Source organism: Bacillus sp. 007/AIA-02/001, from assembly GCF_004634455.1.
GTDB classification, from domain to species: Bacteria; Bacillota; Bacilli; order Bacillales; family Bacillaceae_G; genus Bacillus_A; species Bacillus_A cereus.
Window position 1 is genome coordinate 1 of the sequence record NZ_SEIY01000004.1, and the last position, 16,194, is coordinate 16,194.

Below are 16,194 nucleotides of genomic sequence, written 5' to 3' on the forward strand. Positions count from 1 at the left end.
TTGCATGTATTAGGCACGCCGCCAGCGTTCATCCTGAGCCAGGATCAAACTCTCCAATAAAGTTAGTTTGTCTAGCATCTAAAATAAAAATTGACGTTTCACGTTGTTTGTTTCGTTCAGTTTTCAAAGAACTACTCGGTCGCTCATTTGCGACTTCCTTATGTTAACATCTTCGTTTTTCGATGTCAACTAAGTTTTTCAATTTCTTTTTTGTCGTTTTCTGCGTTTCCGCATCAGCGACGGTTATTAATATATCATGGTGAAAAATGAAATGCAACACCTTTTATAAACTTTTTTTAAAACTGCCCACATTTCTTTTTTTATATCATATACTTAAACGAAATATCTCTTTCATGTATGAGCAATTCCTACATATATTTTATATAAAGTTACTCTATCAAAAGACGTTTCTTTCTATAATAAGCGTTTTATTCATATAGCATATCATACAAGGAGGAATATATATGGACTATACCGATTTATTAATCAAACTAGGTCTCTCGGCTATTTTAGGATTTGCCATTGGTTTAGAACGCGAATTAAAACGGAAACCACTTGGTTTAAAAACGTGTTTAGTTATTTCTATTATTAGTTGCCTCCTAACGATTGTTTCTATTAAAGCAGCTTATAACTTACCACATACCGATCATATGAATATGGATCCACTTCGACTTGCCGCTCAAATTGTATCAGGAATTGGTTTTTTAGGTGCTGGCGTAATTTTAAGAAGAGGCAACGATAGCATTGCAGGGCTCACGACTGCCGCTATGATCTGGGGTGCTTCTGGTATTGGTATTGCTGTTGGGGCCGGATTCTATATTGAAGCGATATTCGGAATGTGTTTCCTTATGATTAGTGTCGAACTTATACCACTCGCAATGAAATATGTAGGCCCTAGATCATTTCGTCAACGTGATATCGCTGTGAAACTTGTTGTACGAAATATGGACAATATCCCAATCGTAATTGAAGAAATAAAAGAAATGGATATAAAAGTTAAGAATATGAAGCTTAAAACATTAGAAAACGGTTCTCACTATTTACATCTTAAACTGTCCATTGATCAAAAAAGACATACCGCTGATGTTTACTATGCTCTCCAGCATCTTGAAAGTGTCCAACAAACTGAAGTGGAAAGTATGTAACGTAAAACAAACTCTCTTTAATTAGAGAGTTTTTCTTTTTTCTATAATGGCAACAATGAATGTAGTCCTACAAAGTAAGGAGGAATAGGCAATTGAAATCCCGTCCGAATTTAGTAGATACATTTCGTGATTCCATTATTTTTCGTTTAATTTGTTTTATTATTGTACTGACTGCTTTTTCCGGTTTTCTTATACATAGATTAGAACCTTTTCATTTCACTACATGGTTTGACGGAATTTGGTGGTCAATCGTTACCATTTTTACAGTTGGATATGGCGACTTTGCTCCCCATACGACGATAGGAAAACTAATAGGTATAAGTATTATTTTATTAGGAACTGGCTTTTGTTCTTATTATATGGTGCTGTTTGCTACTGAAATGATTAATAAACAATATATGAAAATTAAAGGTGAAGAAGCCGCTACTTCTAACGGTCATATGATTATCGTCGGCTGGAATGAGCGCGCAAAACATGTTGTAAAGCAAATGCACGTATTACAACCAAACCTTGATATCGTTTTAATTGATGAAACACTTTCTTTACTCCCAAAACCATTTCATCATTTAGAATTTATAAAAGGTTGTCCGCATCACGATCAAACTTTATTAAAGGCTAATATTGCAACGGCACACACCATATTAATAACAGCTGATAAAGAAAAAAACGAAAGCTTAGCGGATACACAGTCCATTTTAAATATTTTAACTGCAAAAGGGCTCAACCCAAACATTCACTGCATCGCTGAACTTCTTACTTCTGAACAAATACAAAATGCAACGAGAGCTGGCGCGTCAGAAATTATAGAAGGAAATAAATTAACGAGCTATGTATTTACCGCTTCTCTTTTATTCCCTTCCATTTCAGGTGTACTATTTTCACTTTACGACGAAATCTCTGATAATAAATTACAACTGATGGAGCTTCCATCGTCCTGCACCGGACAAACTTTTGCCAATTGTAGCTATACTCTTTTAAAGCAAAACATTCTCTTACTAGGTATAAAGCGCGACGAACAATATATGATTAATCCAGTTCATTCCTTTGTTCTCATTGAAAGCGACATACTCATTGTTATTCACCATTAGTAAAATGACGCTCTAATTCTTGCATGAGCACTTTCCCAATATTGATATATTTTCTTTTCACATCTCCATCTGGATCTTTCGGCTCAGCAAATTGATCCATTCCACTTGTTCCAGCTGTTAAAGTATTCACATTATCATCTAGTTCGTCTTGATATACGTGCGAAAGAATATACGGCGTTCCAAGACGAACTATTACGCCTGGTACATCTAGTTCTCCATCAATGGCTGTAAATGGAACTCGTAAAAATTGATACCCATCTTCTTCATCGATTTTGTAATCGAAGCATCCTTTATCATAATCCCAATTACCACCAATGCTATATCCAAGTGGTTTCATAATCTCTTCTAACTTATATAACGCATATGTACGTCCTTCTAAATTTGATTGAATCGGAATCAAGCCCATCCCTCCTAGACTTTTCCTTTAGCATACCCACTTTAGTTTGAATATACTGATGGACTTTTCGATAAAATAATAAAAAGCGACCGGATTCCGGTCGCTTTTTATTATTTTAAACGCTCTTCTAATTCTGCTTTTAATTCTTCAAATCCTGGTTTACCAAGTAAAGCAAACATGTTTTTCTTATATGCTTCTACTCCAGGTTGGTCAAATGGATTCACGCCTAATAAGTAGCCGCTCATCGCACATGCTTTTTCGAAGAAGTATACAAGGTAACCGAATGTGTACTCATTTAATTCAGGAATATTGACGATTAAGTTTGGTACTCCCCCGTCGCTATGTGCAAGTAATGTACCTTCGTATGCTTTTGTGTTTACGAAGTCTACGGTTTCACCAGCAAGGTAGTTTAATCCGTCTAAATCGTTTTCTTCTGATTCGATTGTTAGTTCATGTGTAGATTTACCTACTTTAAGAACTGTTTCAAATAAGTCACGACGACCTTCTTGAACGTATTGACCTAATGAGTGTAAATCAGTTGAGAAGTTTGCTGAAGATGGGAAAATACCTTTTTGATCTTTTCCTTCACTTTCACCAAATAACTGTTTCCACCACTCAGCGAAGTATTGAAGTGCTGGTTCATAGTTAACAAGCATTTCAATTGTTTTTCCTTTATTGTATAAAGCGTTACGAACTACTGCATATTGGTAAGCTGGATTTTCTTCTAGTTCTGATGTTCCGAAGTCATCACGACCAGCAGCTGCACCTTTCATCATCTCTTCAATATTTAAGCCACTTACTGCGATTGGTAATAAACCAACTGGCGTTAATACAGAGAAACGACCTCCAACATCATCTGGAATAACAAATGTTTCGTAACCTTCGTTATCAGCTAATGTTTTTAATGCACCACGCGCTTTATCTGTAGTTGCATAAATACGTTTGCGAGCTTCTTCTTTTCCATACTTTTCTTCTAATAACTTACGGAAGATACGGAATGCTAGTGCTGGCTCTGTTGTTGTACCTGATTTGGAAATAACGTTAATAGAGAAGTCTTTACCTTCTAATACGTCCATTAAATCTTTCATGTAAGTGGAGCTAATGTTTTGTCCAACAAATAGCACTTGTGGAGTTTTACGTTGTTCTTTAGAAAGCGTGTTGTAGAAAGAATGGTTTAACATTTCGATTGCTGCACGTGCTCCTAAGTAAGAACCACCGATACCTACAACAAGTAAAATGTCAGAGTCATTTTTAATTTTTTCTGCGCATTTTTGAATGCGAGCAAATTCTTCTTTGTCATATTGAAGCGGAAGGTCTACCCACCCAAGGAAATCGTTCCCAGCTCCAGTTTTTTCGTGGATTGCGTGATGTGTTACTTTCACTGCATCACGTAAATAAGTGATTTCATGTTCACCGATGAAGGATAACGCTTTAGAATAGTCGAACGTTACATGTGTACTCATCTTTTTCCCTCCAATTATGGATATGTATTTCTGTATTCACTTTAGCGAAACTGAAGTTGTAAATCAAGCGATTCAAACATTGTAAACGTAACCAATATATATTTTTTAGAAAAAGTTCATTTTTTGCATAAAAATTCGCATTTTTCGGTATAGATGTATATACATCTTCTTTCAAACATTTTTTATGTATAAAAACAACATAACTACCCCATTCTATAAAAGAGTTAATTAACTCATCGCTTGCTCATGCTTCACAATTAAGGGGGGCTTTTTCATGAGTACTTTACAACGTATCGCATTAGTCTTTACTGTAATTGGCGCTGTGAACTGGGGACTAATCGGGTTTTTCCAGTTTGACTTAGTAGCAGCCATTTTCGGTGGACAAAATTCAGCTCTTGCACGTATTATTTACGGCATCGTTGGTATATCTGGGCTTATCAACCTTGGTTTACTGTTTAAACCATCTGAAAATCTTGGTACGCACCCAGAAACAAACGAAATTCGATAATCAGTATGTCCTTTCACCTCCGACATACGAATATGATTGCATGCAATCATATTTGCAAATATATATCATAAGATAAAGTAAAAGAGGAACGCTCATATGCGTTCCTCTTTTACTTTGTTAACTCGGACTCTTCAATCCATTCTGCCAACTTTTCTCGCAGCGTATTAAATCCGTTTTCAGATGGGTTCGGTATAAGAATCCTTCCTTGTTTTCTTTTCGCCGCTTTTAACGATAAACTCATTTTTCTGTGCTCTTCATCAATTGAAAGTACCTTTACTTCTACTGTATCGCCGACCTTTAAAAAGTCATGAATATCCTTTACATATCCATTTGTAATTTCAGATATATGCACAAGCCCTTGTGTTTCTGCATCTAACGCTACAAACGCACCGTAATCTTGAATTCCAGTCACTTTCCCTGTTACAACCACTCCTGTTGTATATTGTTCTGACATATGAAACACTCCCATACGTTTACCATTCTCTCTACAATTATAGAGAGCAAAGCAGATATATTTATTTTAAATATCCGATTGGTTAGTACGCATTCTAGATAACGTTATCTAGAATGCGTATACCTTATATTAGTAAATTATACCACTATGACAGAACTCATTCAAAATTCATGAAAAATTTCCCTTAAAGAAGTATAATTATCCAATATTGGGATAGACTACTAACACATGGCTTTCTAGTATTCCCCCCCTTTTATGGACAAAACGTATTACGTTTTGTCCTTTTTTTATTCTCTACAAACCGTTCCATTCTCTTCATTGCTTCCATAAGTTGTTCAAGCGATGTTGCATAAGAACAACGAATAAAACCTTCACCACTTTCGCCAAATACGCTACCAGGGACAACAGCCACTTTTTCTTCCAGCAATAACTGTTCTGCAAATTCCGCTGAAGATAATCCTGTTGAAGATATAGAAGGGAAAACATAAAATGCTCCGCCTGGCACATGACACGTTAAGCCCATTTCATTGAAAGATTTCGTCATGAAGTTACGACGCTTCTTATAACTATCTCTCATTCGAATCACTTCATCGTTCCCTGCGCGTAACGCCTCAAGTGCTGCAAACTGAGACATCGTCGGTGCACACATCATTGAATACTGATGGATTTTGAGCATTAATTCTGAAAATTGAACAGGAGCTGCAATCATACCGAGACGCCATCCTGTCATCGCAAACCCTTTTGAAAATCCCGAAATTAAAATCGTATGCTCACGCATATTTTTAATACTCGCGAAACTTGTATATACTTCGTCGTATACAAGCTCTGCATAAATTTCATCAGATAATACAATTAGATTGTACTTCTCAACAATCACTGCTATTTCTTCAAGATCGGATTTATTTAGCATTGCACCTGTCGGGTTATTTGGTGAACAAAGCAAAATCGCCTTTGTTTTCGCTGTAATAGCTGCTTCAATTTGTTCTGGTAGTACTTTAAACTCATTTTCTAAAGTAGTCGCCACAGGAACCGGAACTCCTCCAGCTAATGTCACAAGTGGTGCATAAGAAACGAAGCTTGGTTCAATAATGAGCACTTCATCATCAGGATTTATAATGGCGCGCATCGCTACATCTAACGCCTGGCTCGCTCCAACTGTAACAATGATTTCATCACTTGGGTCATAAGATACTGCAAATTGTTTTTTTAGATACTTTGCTATTTCTTGACGGAGCTCCAATAATCCTGCATTTGCTGTATATGACGTATACCCTTGTTGCAAAGAACGAATACATGCTTGCCTTACATTCCAAGGGGTAACAAAATCTGGCTCTCCTACCCCGAGGGAAATAACACCTTTCATATTTGCTGCTAAATCAAAAAATTTTCGAATACCAGATGGTTTTAAAGATTCTGCTGATCTAGATAGTTCAAATTGCTTCATGGTGTCACCACAATTCGCTTATCATCATCGTCTTTTTCATAAATAACACCCTCATGTTTATACTTCTTCAAAATGAAATGAGTAGTTGTAGAAACGACAGATTCAATTGTTGCTAATTTCTCAGAAACAAACATCGCTACTTCCCCCATCGTTTTCCCTTCTAATGTAATAGAAAGATCATATGTCCCTGACATTAAATAAACGGATTTCACTTCTGAATAACGATAAATTTGCTCAGCAACCGCATCAAATCCAACGCCGTGCTTTGGCGTAACTTTCACATCGATCATTGCCGTTAAACCTGTATGTTCTTTCACTTTCGTCCAATCGATATGTGTTACATAATCCACAATAATCTTTTCATTTTCTAATCTCGCAACCATCTTCTTTACTTCTTCTACTTCTATATTTAACAGCTTCGCTAATGTATCTACAGATAATCGACTACTCTTTTCAAGACAAACTAATAATTCTAATTCTTTTTCTGTCACCATATAAATCATCCTTCCTTTTCGTTTGTGTCTAAATTATACAAATACCCTTTCAAGTTTGAAAAGAAGATTTTTCTATTGAATTATGTCAAAATAAAGTGAAACTTTAATCAGCGGAAAAATGCGGGATAAAGCGAAAGGGGATGGAACCGTGAAACCAAAAGTTTATATTGCTGAACCAGTTCCAACATTTGTAGAAAACTATTTATCAGAACACTGTGATTATGAAAAATGGGATCAAAATGAGAAAGTACCTCGTGATATTCTATTAGAGAAAATACAAGATAAAGATGGGTTATTAAATTTCGGATCTGCTATTAATGAAGAATTACTGACAGTAGCTCCTAACTTAAAAGTAGTGAGCAACATTTCTGTCGGTTACGATAATTTTGATTTACAAGCGATGAAAAACCGAAATGTTATCGGAACAAATACACCATACGTATTAGATGATACAGTAGCTGATCTCGTTTTCGCCCTTATGCTATCAGCTGGGCGCCGCGTTTGCGAACTCGATTCTTACGTGAAAAATGGTGAATGGAACGCTGAAATCGGAAAAGAACACTTCGGACTAGATGTACACCATAGCACAATTGGTATTATCGGTATGGGCCGAATTGGAGAAGCCGTTGCAAAACGAGCAAAATTCGGATTTGATATGAATGTTCTTTACTATAACCGCCGTCGTAAAGAAGAAGCTGAACAAAAATTCGATGCTACATATTGTGATTTACAGACGCTACTGAATCAGTCTGACTTTATTGTTCTTCTTACTCCATTAACAGATGAAACATATCACCTTATCGGAGAAAAGGAATTTTCATTAATGAAAGACACAGCAATCTTCATTAATGCTTCTCGCGGCAAAACAGTAGATGAAAAAGCGTTAATCCATGCTTTAACAGAAAAGAAAATCTTTGCAGCAGGTATCGATACATTTACACAAGAGCCGATTCAAAAAGATAATTCACTCTTATCATTACAAAATGTTGTGACTTTACCACATATCGGATCTGCAACATTAAAAACTCGTCAGCAAATGGCCATGACCGCCGCTGAAAATTTAGTTGCAGGGTTACAAGGAAAAACACCGCCTAATATTGTTCGCGGGTAATACTGAATAAACGAAAGGCAAGATGACATCGTCATCTTGCCTTTTTTTGTTAACATATTTTCTTCTTCCTTGGAGATGATATGAACAAAAATCAATGGAGTGACAAAAAATGAATCATAAATATACTTGTCCTTATTTCACTTTTTCCACTCGCGGCACTACTGTTCATTACGAATTGTATGAACATGATAATAAAACAGAACGTCCTACTTTCATACTCGTTCACGGCTTTTTATCTTCCTCATTCAGTTACCGCCGTCTAATTCCTTTACTATCGAAGGAAGGAACAGTCATTGCTCTTGATTTGCCACCGTTCGGAAAAAGTGATAAGTCTCATCTGTTTAAGTATTCTTATCACAATTTAGCAACGATTATTATTGATTTAATTGAACATTTATCTCTCTCAAACATTGTATTAGTTGGGCATTCTATGGGTGGGCAAATTTCTCTCTATGTAAACCGTATACGTCCTGAACTCATTTCAAAGACGATTTTACTATGTAGCTCGAGCTATTTAGCGCGCGCAACCTTACCTTTACTATACTCTTCTTATTTACCGTTCTTTCATTTATACGTAAAGAACTGGATTATAAGGCGCGGCATTGTTCATAACTTAATGAATGTCGTTCATGATCACTCATTAATTGACGATGAAATGAAAAAAGGTTACTCCGCTCCTTTTTATGACGACCGTATATTTCCCGCTTTAACTCGCATGATACGAGACCGTGAAGGTGACTTATCTTCAACTGAATTACAAAAAATTGAAACACCTATCCTACTGATTTGGGGTGAAAAAGACCGCGTCGTCCCTGTACATGTAGGTCATCGTCTACACAAAGATTTACCGAATTCAAAATTTATTTCTTACGAAAATACAGGACATTTACTACCTGAAGAAAAGCCTGAACATGTTTATGAAGAAATTATCGCTTTTTCCGCGCAATAAAATGAAACTTTAATCAGCCTCCACCTAACTTCTTTGCTTCCGCTAAATTTTGAGGTGAAGGTCTTACTACCCAGCAAATAGCGGGATAATATAAAAAAGGCTGTCGGAAATCCCGACAGCCTATAATGAACAGCTTCCGCCTTCTTTTATTACAAGTAATTTCACAGCTAATTTCTCACATTTTTCAAGCGCAGGTACTTCCTCAAAAGACATAAAGTATATATGTTGAATCTTCTTTGCGATATATTTTGGATCGTCAAACACACTTATGACGCTCACAACATCGCTCGCTTCTGTTTCATAAAACTCCGGTCCCATTTGAAACGGATCCCAATTCTTCACAACCTCTATCATCTTTTCATATGTACCCATTCGCTTCCCGCCTTTTCACTTTTTAATACTTTTCTTTATCCTATCACATCAGCTATTCTATAAGAAGAGAGAGAACTTTCATAACTTATTGGTTTTACAGAAGAAGGGAGCAAACTTATGCAACTATTTCATAAAGCAATCAATCGACGTGGAACGCATAGTATAAAATGGGATACATATAAAAACGAAGAACTTATCCATGCTTGGATTGCTGATATGGATTTTGAAGTACCAAAACCAATTCAAACTGCCTTAAAACAACGAATCGAACATCCGATTTTTGGCTATACACTTCCTCCCGAAAATATTGGAGATATTATTTGTAACTGGACAAAACAACAATACGACTGGGATATTCAAAAAGAATGGATTGTCTTTAGCGCCGGAATCGTTCCAGCTCTTAGTACGAGCATACAGGCTTTCACAAAAGAAAACGAATCTGTTCTCGTACAACCACCTATTTATCCTCCATTTTTTGAAATGGTCACAACAAACAACAGGCAGTTATGCGTGAGTCCATTACAGAAACAAAATGATACATATGTGATAGACTTCAAGCATTTAGAAAAGCAGTTTCAGCAAGGCATCAAACTCATGCTTCTTTGTAGCCCTCATAACCCAATCGGACGCGTTTGGACGAAAGAGGAACTTGTGCAGCTCGGATCGTTATGTACTAAATATGACGTAATCGTTGTGGCGGATGAAATTCATTCCGATATCATTTATGCAGACCATACACATACACCGTTCGCTTCCTTATCTGAAGAATTAGCAGAGCGCACTATCACTTGCATGGCTCCAAGTAAAACATTTAATATCGCTGGATTACAAGCGTCGATCATTATCATTCCAAACGAAAAGCTCCGTCATGCCTTTACAGCTATCCAGTATAGACAAGGCTTCCACGGGTTAAATATCTTCGCTTATACAGCGATGCAAAGCGCCTATACAGAATGTAATGATTGGCTAAACGAAATTCGATTATATATAGAAGATAATGCTCAATTTGCTTGTGAATATATTAAAACTCACATACCTGCTCTTTCCGTAACGAAGCCAGAAGGTAGCTTTTTATTATGGATTGATTGTTCTCGTCTAAAGCTTTCTCAAAACGAGCGTACCGCACTACTTGAGGAAAAAGGAAAAATCATCGTTGAACCTGGTGAGAAATACGGGTTAGGTGGCGAAGAACATATTCGAATTAACATCGGCTGTCCACAATCTGTTTTAGAAGAAATTTTAAACAGACTGCGTCATACGTTTTCATAATAAGAAAGGAGTCTGCCCCTAATCATTCTTGGGCAGACTCCTTTATCATATTTTGTCGGTAAGTCGATATATTTCAATAATCGCTGATATATTTCAAGTTACGGTCGATATATTCCAATAATCGCCGATATAATTTGAGTTACAGTCGATATATTCCAATAATCGCTGATATATTTTCAATTACATTTCACAAAGAAAGCTACCATTCACGGTAGCTTTTACTTTTTCTTCATATCCGATGCTTTTTTTACAATTACGCCACAAGCAATTCGATCCCCTGATTTACCTGTCGGTTGAGTCATACCATCATCAGGGTTTTCTGTAATAATAATAGACGCTCCATCTTTTCTATGAATCGTCGTTTTCCCTTCTTCAAGTGTAATGTGAGGTGCATCGATTTCTGCTTTAATCTTTCCAGAACCATCTGCAACTACGTTCGGTAAATCACCGTTTTCTGCACCCTTCGGATTAAGGAGTCCATGCTTTTTATTATCAGGATTAAAATGATTCCCAGATGATTCAAATCGTGGTGCTTTACACTCACCAATTTCGTGCACATGTATGCCGTGCGGGCCTGGCGTGAAACCTTCCCCTTTAATCTTAATTTTCACTCCGCTTGTTTGCTGAGTTACTTTCGCAGTCCCCACTTCATCACCTGAAGCATTATGTAATTTCACGTCAATTTCTTTCGGCTTTCCTTGGTCACAACCTGCCATCAGAAATAGTAAACAACAACTGAAAAAAAGCCGTTTTTTCATTTTATTCCCTCCAAAATATATTCTGCCCTTAGATTGTCCGAGCATAGAAGGAAACATACAAAAATGAGTTACTGTTTCTTTTCAGCTAATAGTTTTTCTTCAACTTTCTGTAATCGGTCTGCTTCTCTTTTTGATATACGAATGAACATACGCCACGTGGCAATAGCACCGATAATAAATAGAACGCAAACAATCCCCGGAATAATATATTCTGTTTTATCTTCCGGAAAATATAAAGGCATCATATAGAACACTCCTTATTATAGGATTTATAAAACATCAGAATTTTCTGTTATATCATTTTAAATTATAGTGCAACCTACCCATATTCTCAAGGGGCGTTCTGAAAACTAAGGATTTCTTTGACTCCTTCCCTCACTTTCCTTACTATAAACTTGAGGTGAAAAATATGAGAGAAACATTTGAAATTGGTGAAATCGTTACTGGTATTTATAAAACAGGAAAATACATTGGCGAGGTTACAAATAGCCGCCCTGGCAGTTACGTCGTAAAAGTATTAGCTGTTTTAAAACATCCGGTGCAAGGTGACTTACATAACGTAAAACAAGCTGACGTACCATTTTTCCACGAAAGACGTGCTTTAGCTTTTCGTGAGCAAACGAACATTCCAGAACAAATGGTGAAGAAATATGAAGGAGAAATTCCGGATTATACAGATTCACTAAAATTAGCATTAGAAACTCAAATGAATTCATTTTCTGAAGATGATTCACCTTTTGCAGAGCGTAGTCTAGAAACATTAGAACAGTTAAAGAAAGACTACAAACTCTAAAAAACAAAACGACCAAATTACATAATGTGCAATTTGGTCGTTACTGTGTGCTCACTTTCTTTAACACTTTTGAAAAATCAACAAGTTCTCCTAATGTTGGAGGTGCTGGTTTTACTAAATACTCTTTATCTTTTTCTACTAGTTTAAAAATGTTGTACGTCGTCATTGCATCATCAAGCGCACAATGATGCTTCCCTGTCCCTACTTTTCCATACGCCTCAATTGCTTTCCATAATCCTGTTTGATTTCTTTCTCCAAAAAACTTCTTATACTCAAGCGATAAATCACGACACTGTCCGAAGAATGGAAAAGCTATCCCTGCCATTTCACAATTATGCTTCAGCACTTTCATATCCATATTTCCCCACGTTACAATTGTCGGTTTACATTTCGTTTCGTATTCTGAAAGCTTCTTAACGAGTTCAGGAAATGAAATCCCTTTATCCACGACTTCTTGTTTTATTCCTAAAAACTTCTTACATCGATCCGTTAAAGAGGGAAATGTTTTCGGCCTAACATGTGATGAATACGTATCTTCTACCTTACAGCCAGCAACTGAAACGAGTCCTACCTCAATAATCTCTGGAAAAAATCCTTTCGGTTTCTTTCTATGCTGGGGCATCGTAAACTCAAAGTCTAAAAATAAAAATCGTTGTTCATCCATACGATCCCTTCCTTATCATTTTTGTCATTCCTTTCTATTTGACACTCCTACACGAACAAGCTCGAATGCTAATTCCATTTTAAATATTCAGATTGGATGTATCTTATATATATGTCAAATGCCCACAAATATTTTAAAAAATAAGAAAAAATGACCTATGCAGAAAATATGACAAAATCTCTCCTTTCATTTACATCCGCCATTTTCCTACTTTATAATGACGTTATGTGTGTTTCTTCTAGAGCATTTTTGACACACTAAGAAAAAGTGAATGAAAGGAGATGAGATTTTTGCACGAAACAACGCAAGAACTCGCTAACTGGCAGTATTATTTTGCTATCGCAGTCTTTTTAATTACATATGCCATTATTATTTCTGAAAAAATTAATCGCGCTGTCATCGCACTTCTTGGTGCAGCACTCATGGTAATTGTGGGGGTCGTCGATTTACATAACGCCTTTACGAAACATATTGAATGGGGAACGATTACGCTACTCATCGGTATGATGATTTTGGTGAACATTACGAGTAAATCAGGTGTCTTCCAATACGTTGCCATTAAAGCAGCAAAAGGGGCACAAGGAAATCCAATTAAAATTTTAATTTCACTTTCCTTACTTACCGCGCTTGGCTCCGCATTTTTAGATAACGTTACAACTGTACTTCTTGTTGTTCCAGTTACTTTATCTATTACGCGCATACTGCAAGTAAATCCTGTTCCTTATTTACTTTCTGAAATTATTTTTTCAAACATTGGAGGAACAGCAACATTAATTGGTGATCCACCTAACATTATGATTGGTTCTGCAAATAAGCATTTAGACTTCAATGCTTTCCTATTGAATCTAGCACCAATTGTAATTATTATTATTGCAGTTACAGCGATAATACTTTACTTCATGTATCGCAAACAATTAATTGCCGATCCTGTACAAGTTAAAAAATTAATGAGCTTAGATGAAAAACAGTACATTAAAGACCCAGTATTAATGAAAAAATCTTTAACGGTACTTGGACTTACGATTGTAGGTTTCATGACTCATTCTATTTTCCATATCGATGCCGCTATTATCGCCTTAACTGGTGCTACTGTACTTATGTTAATTGGTGTGAAAGAACATGAAATTGAAGAAGTATTTGCAAGCGTAGAGTGGGTAACAATCTTCTTCTTCGCAGGGTTATTCGTACTTGTTGGAGGACTTATCGATATCGGTCTTATCAAAATGTTAGCTCAAAAAGTAATTGGTATAACAGGCGGAGATATTTCTTACGCATCCATCCTTATTTTATGGGTATCTGGTATCGCCTCTGCAACAATTGATAACATCCCATTCGTCGCAACAATGATTCCACTTATTAACGATATGGCAGTTGGGCTAGGCTTATCACCATCTGACGCACAAATCGATGTATTATGGTGGGCATTAGCACTAGGTGCTTGTCTGGGCGGAAACGGAACATTAATCGGAGCTTCTGCTAACGTAATCGTTGCAGGTATCGCGAGCCGCGAAGGACATAAATTTAGTTACATGGACTTCCTAAAAGTCGGTTTCCCAATTATGATCGTTTCATTAATCATTTCTCACATTTATATTTATTTACGCTACCTTATGTAGTAGAAAAAGCGCTCTGATAATCAGGGCGCTTTTTTACTTATAGCTACTTATCAACAAAAATGAAAAATCTACTCTTTATATCTCACCGGTTCATTTCGAATAATAAATAAGTGAATCGGTAAGAACACCGAAAATGTGATTACATGAATAATCGTAAATAATATAGAGTTCGTTCCGTATCTGTCTAAAATAGCGTAGATAAGATAAATGGACAATACAATCGATACAGCTGTTGCTAGTAAACTTATAATTGGTACGAAATTAAAAATGAAACATGCAACATATATGCCGAATACTTTCCACCCTGCTTCTTCTTTCAAAAAATCTGGTAATTTATCTTTCGCTAAGTCCCCCCACGTCTTACTATTCAAAAACGGAATAAACGCAAGCACCCCGTCCGTTGCACCATCATTTTTCGCCATCGAATAAAGTGCAAAAGCCGTTAACAAATATGAAATAATTGCCCAAATCAATATAACAAGAATAAACGCAAAACTAAGAGCAAAGAAACCTGCTAGTACGCCTTGATCCTCCATCTTATCCTCTCCTCTCTACTTTCAACATATTTCATTACATTGCAAGTTATGTTTTAAAATTTATCCAAACTCTTTGTATAATAAGAGAAGAAAGAGAATAAGAGAGGAGAAACACGTATGCATCCATTTGTAAAAGCATTACAAGAGCATTTTACAGCTCATCAAAATCTTGAAAAAGCAGAACCCATGGCTCGTTATATGAAAAATCACTTCCCATTTCTAGGTATTCAAACACCGGAAAGACGCCAATTATTAAAAGACATCATTCAAATACATACTCTCCCAGATAAAAGAGACTTCCAAATTATCGTACGTGAACTTTGGGACTTACCAGAACGTGAATTCCAAGCGGCTGCACTTGATATTATGCAAAAATATAAAAAGCATATAAACGAAACACATATCCCCTTCTTAGAAGAATTGATTGTAACAAAATCTTGGTGGGACACTGTCGATAGCATCGTACCTACATTTTTAGGTAATATCTTTTTACAACATCCAGAATTGATTTCTGCCTATATCCCAAAATGGATTGCATCAGATAACATTTGGTTACAACGTGCCACTATTTTATTCCAACTCAAATATAAACAAAAGATGGATGAAGAACTTCTTTTCTGGATTATTGGACAACTACATTCTTCAAAAGAATTTTTCATTCAAAAAGCAATTGGCTGGGTCCTTCGTGAATATGCAAAAACAAATCAGGATGTAGTTTGGGAATACGTGCAAAACAATGAGCTCGCTCCATTAAGTAAGCGTGAAGCAATTAAGCATATTAAGCAAAATTACGGAATAAATAATGAAAAAATAGGCGAGACTCTATCATAGATAGACGCGTTCCTCTATTGAGATTTAAAAAAGAACGTGTTAGAATATGTTCATTATTATTAATATAAGTAGCGATGACGGACTTATAAGTACTTGCATAAAAAGCGATTCAGGGATAGTGAAAGCCTGAAGACGCAAGGAAACGGCAGTCTCGAGCAATACATGATAAAGTGGATGCACCTTTTGTGTATCAACTAGGGTGGAACCGCGGGCAAACGCTCGTCCCTAGGCAAATAAGCCTTGGGATGAGCGTTTTTTTATGTTCTTTTTAACATATACTGCCCGTTTCCAAAGTATCAGAG

General features: G+C 36.3%; 19 protein-coding genes and 1 rRNA gene. 9 read left to right on the top strand and 11 right to left on the bottom strand.

The genetic code is table 11. From position 1 onward, the window contains the following. Window positions 1-60, bottom strand: a 16S ribosomal RNA gene (locus tag ES895_RS11620); the annotation flags it as partial. A gap of 404 nt (window positions 61-464) precedes the next feature. Here ES895_RS11620 and ES895_RS11625 point away from each other — a divergent pair. Together ES895_RS11625 and ES895_RS11630 are read left to right on the top strand one after the other, a co-directional pair. Further along, entirely contained in the window at window positions 465-1,145 is a 681-nt protein-coding gene (locus ES895_RS11625; protein ID WP_000386676.1) for an MgtC/SapB family protein, read from the top strand. Window positions 1,146-1,237: 92 nt separating this feature from the next. Then, the gene (locus ES895_RS11630; protein ID WP_087964813.1) at window positions 1,238-2,233 is read left to right on the top strand and encodes a potassium channel family protein; all 996 of its coding nucleotides are present in this window, start codon (window positions 1,238-1,240) and stop codon (window positions 2,231-2,233) included. On the opposite strand, the gene ES895_RS11635 is transcribed toward ES895_RS11630, so the two are convergent. Both ES895_RS11635 and ES895_RS11640 read right to left on the bottom strand, forming a co-directional pair. After that, window positions 2,220-2,633 carry a YugN-like family protein gene (locus tag ES895_RS11635; RefSeq protein WP_000612334.1) on the bottom strand — a complete coding sequence of 138 codons (414 nt, stop codon included), beginning with the start codon at window positions 2,631-2,633 and terminating at the stop codon, window positions 2,220-2,222. The two genes, ES895_RS11630 and ES895_RS11635, sit on opposite strands and share 14 nt — an antisense overlap. Window positions 2,634-2,740: 107 nt before the next feature. After that, entirely contained in the window at window positions 2,741-4,093 is a 1,353-nt protein-coding gene (locus ES895_RS11640) for a glucose-6-phosphate isomerase (RefSeq protein WP_000103658.1), read from the bottom strand. A 274-nt stretch (window positions 4,094-4,367) separates the two neighbouring features. On the opposite strand from ES895_RS11640, the gene ES895_RS11650 reads away from it, so the two are divergent. Then, window positions 4,368-4,601, top strand: a complete 234-nt coding sequence (locus ES895_RS11650) for a DUF378 domain-containing protein (protein WP_000105788.1) — start codon at window positions 4,368-4,370, stop codon at window positions 4,599-4,601. A 109-nt stretch (window positions 4,602-4,710) separates the two neighbouring features. Here ES895_RS11650 and yugI read toward each other — a convergent pair whose 3' ends face one another. From yugI to ES895_RS11665, 3 genes are all read right to left on the bottom strand, one after another. After that, complete coding sequence (gene yugI / locus ES895_RS11655) at window positions 4,711-5,055, bottom strand: S1 domain-containing post-transcriptional regulator GSP13 (protein ID WP_000003764.1); 345 nt, start codon at window positions 5,053-5,055, stop codon at window positions 4,711-4,713. 253 nt (window positions 5,056-5,308) lie between these two features. After that, the gene (locus ES895_RS11660) at window positions 5,309-6,499 is read right to left on the bottom strand and encodes an aminotransferase (RefSeq protein WP_135238355.1); all 1,191 of its coding nucleotides are present in this window, start codon (window positions 6,497-6,499) and stop codon (window positions 5,309-5,311) included. Continuing rightward, window positions 6,496-6,993 carry an Lrp/AsnC family transcriptional regulator gene (locus ES895_RS11665; RefSeq protein ID WP_135238356.1) on the bottom strand — a complete coding sequence of 166 codons (498 nt, stop codon included), beginning with the start codon at window positions 6,991-6,993 and terminating at the stop codon, window positions 6,496-6,498. The genes ES895_RS11660 and ES895_RS11665 overlap by 4 nt, the downstream gene beginning before the upstream one ends. A 118-nt stretch (window positions 6,994-7,111) precedes the next feature. On the opposite strand from ES895_RS11665, the gene ES895_RS11670 reads away from it, so the two are divergent. Together ES895_RS11670 and ES895_RS11675 are read left to right on the top strand one after the other, a co-directional pair. Beyond that, window positions 7,112-8,104 carry a 2-hydroxyacid dehydrogenase gene (locus ES895_RS11670; protein WP_087964809.1) on the top strand — a complete coding sequence of 331 codons (993 nt, stop codon included), beginning with the start codon at window positions 7,112-7,114 and terminating at the stop codon, window positions 8,102-8,104. 109 nt (window positions 8,105-8,213) lie between these two features. Then, complete coding sequence (locus tag ES895_RS11675; RefSeq protein ID WP_001015858.1) at window positions 8,214-9,053, top strand: alpha/beta fold hydrolase; 840 nt, start codon at window positions 8,214-8,216, stop codon at window positions 9,051-9,053. A gap of 120 nt (window positions 9,054-9,173) precedes the next feature. Here ES895_RS11675 and ES895_RS11680 read toward each other — a convergent pair whose 3' ends face one another. Next, complete coding sequence (locus ES895_RS11680; RefSeq protein WP_135238357.1) at window positions 9,174-9,425, bottom strand: YugE family protein; 252 nt, start codon at window positions 9,423-9,425, stop codon at window positions 9,174-9,176. Window positions 9,426-9,542: 117 nt separating this feature from the next. Between ES895_RS11680 and ES895_RS11685 the strand changes: the two genes are divergently transcribed. Continuing rightward, window positions 9,543-10,694, top strand: a complete 1,152-nt coding sequence (locus ES895_RS11685; protein WP_135238358.1) for a MalY/PatB family protein — start codon at window positions 9,543-9,545, stop codon at window positions 10,692-10,694. Between the two features lie 218 nt (window positions 10,695-10,912). Here ES895_RS11685 and sodC read toward each other — a convergent pair whose 3' ends face one another. Beyond that, window positions 10,913-11,452: a superoxide dismutase [Cu-Zn] gene (sodC, locus tag ES895_RS11690; protein WP_000746503.1), complete on the bottom strand. Its 540-nt coding sequence runs from the start codon at window positions 11,450-11,452 to the stop codon at window positions 10,913-10,915. Window positions 11,453-11,520: 68 nt separating this feature from the next. After that, window positions 11,521-11,697, bottom strand: coding sequence for a hypothetical protein (locus ES895_RS29265; RefSeq protein WP_000982755.1), 177 nt, complete (start codon window positions 11,695-11,697; stop codon window positions 11,521-11,523). Window positions 11,698-11,861: 164 nt separating this feature from the next. Between ES895_RS29265 and kapB the strand changes: the two genes are divergently transcribed. Further along, entirely contained in the window at window positions 11,862-12,245 is a 384-nt protein-coding gene (gene kapB / locus ES895_RS11695; protein WP_001209340.1) for a kinase-associated lipoprotein KapB, read from the top strand. Window positions 12,246-12,285: 40 nt separating this feature from the next. Here kapB and kapD read toward each other — a convergent pair whose 3' ends face one another. Continuing rightward, on the bottom strand, window positions 12,286-12,909 hold the full coding sequence (kapD, locus tag ES895_RS11700) for a 3'-5' exonuclease KapD (protein WP_000344358.1): 624 nt from the start codon (window positions 12,907-12,909) through the stop codon (window positions 12,286-12,288). A gap of 290 nt (window positions 12,910-13,199) precedes the next feature. Here kapD and ES895_RS11705 point away from each other — a divergent pair, with 290 nt between their 5' ends. Then, window positions 13,200-14,525 carry an ArsB/NhaD family transporter gene (locus ES895_RS11705; RefSeq protein ID WP_000545231.1) on the top strand — a complete coding sequence of 442 codons (1,326 nt, stop codon included), beginning with the start codon at window positions 13,200-13,202 and terminating at the stop codon, window positions 14,523-14,525. Window positions 14,526-14,593: 68 nt separating this feature from the next. Here the strand turns inward: ES895_RS11705 and ES895_RS11710 are convergent, their stop codons facing one another. Continuing rightward, window positions 14,594-15,061, bottom strand: coding sequence for a hypothetical protein (locus ES895_RS11710; RefSeq protein ID WP_000390061.1), 468 nt, complete (start codon window positions 15,059-15,061; stop codon window positions 14,594-14,596). 117 nt (window positions 15,062-15,178) lie between these two features. Between ES895_RS11710 and ES895_RS11715 the strand changes: the two genes are divergently transcribed. Next, window positions 15,179-15,892 (top strand): DNA alkylation repair protein, encoded by a 714-nt coding sequence (locus tag ES895_RS11715; protein WP_000553303.1) that lies wholly within the window; start codon window positions 15,179-15,181, stop codon window positions 15,890-15,892. The last annotated feature ends 302 nt before the right edge of the window (window positions 15,893-16,194 follow it).

Excerpts from the sequence above, each read along its gene's own strand:
- ES895_RS11670 (WP_087964809.1), top strand. The coding sequence starts at position 7,112 with ATGCGGGATAAAGCGAAAGGGGATGGAACCGTGAAACCAAAAGTTTAT.
- ES895_RS11685 (WP_135238358.1), top strand. The coding sequence starts at position 9,543 with ATGCAACTATTTCATAAAGCAATCAATCGACGTGGAACGCATAGTATA.
- ES895_RS29265 (WP_000982755.1), bottom strand. The coding sequence starts at position 11,697 with ATGATGCCTTTATATTTTCCGGAAGATAAAACAGAATATATTATTCCG.
- ES895_RS11675 (WP_001015858.1), top strand. The coding sequence starts at position 8,214 with ATGAATCATAAATATACTTGTCCTTATTTCACTTTTTCCACTCGCGGC.
- ES895_RS11715 (WP_000553303.1), top strand. The coding sequence starts at position 15,179 with ATGCATCCATTTGTAAAAGCATTACAAGAGCATTTTACAGCTCATCAA.
- yugI (WP_000003764.1), bottom strand. The coding sequence starts at position 5,055 with ATGTCAGAACAATATACAACAGGAGTGGTTGTAACAGGGAAAGTGACT.
- ES895_RS11680 (WP_135238357.1), bottom strand. The coding sequence starts at position 9,425 with ATGGGTACATATGAAAAGATGATAGAGGTTGTGAAGAATTGGGATCCG.
- ES895_RS11665 (WP_135238356.1), bottom strand. The coding sequence starts at position 6,993 with ATGGTGACAGAAAAAGAATTAGAATTATTAGTTTGTCTTGAAAAGAGT.
- ES895_RS11625 (WP_000386676.1), top strand. The coding sequence starts at position 465 with ATGGACTATACCGATTTATTAATCAAACTAGGTCTCTCGGCTATTTTA.
- ES895_RS11710 (WP_000390061.1), bottom strand. The coding sequence starts at position 15,061 with ATGGAGGATCAAGGCGTACTAGCAGGTTTCTTTGCTCTTAGTTTTGCG.
- kapB (WP_001209340.1), top strand. The coding sequence starts at position 11,862 with ATGAGAGAAACATTTGAAATTGGTGAAATCGTTACTGGTATTTATAAA.
- ES895_RS11660 (WP_135238355.1), bottom strand. The coding sequence starts at position 6,499 with ATGAAGCAATTTGAACTATCTAGATCAGCAGAATCTTTAAAACCATCT.
- ES895_RS11640 (WP_000103658.1), bottom strand. The coding sequence starts at position 4,093 with ATGAGTACACATGTAACGTTCGACTATTCTAAAGCGTTATCCTTCATC.
- ES895_RS11650 (WP_000105788.1), top strand. The coding sequence starts at position 4,368 with ATGAGTACTTTACAACGTATCGCATTAGTCTTTACTGTAATTGGCGCT.
- kapD (WP_000344358.1), bottom strand. The coding sequence starts at position 12,909 with ATGGATGAACAACGATTTTTATTTTTAGACTTTGAGTTTACGATGCCC.
- sodC (WP_000746503.1), bottom strand. The coding sequence starts at position 11,452 with ATGAAAAAACGGCTTTTTTTCAGTTGTTGTTTACTATTTCTGATGGCA.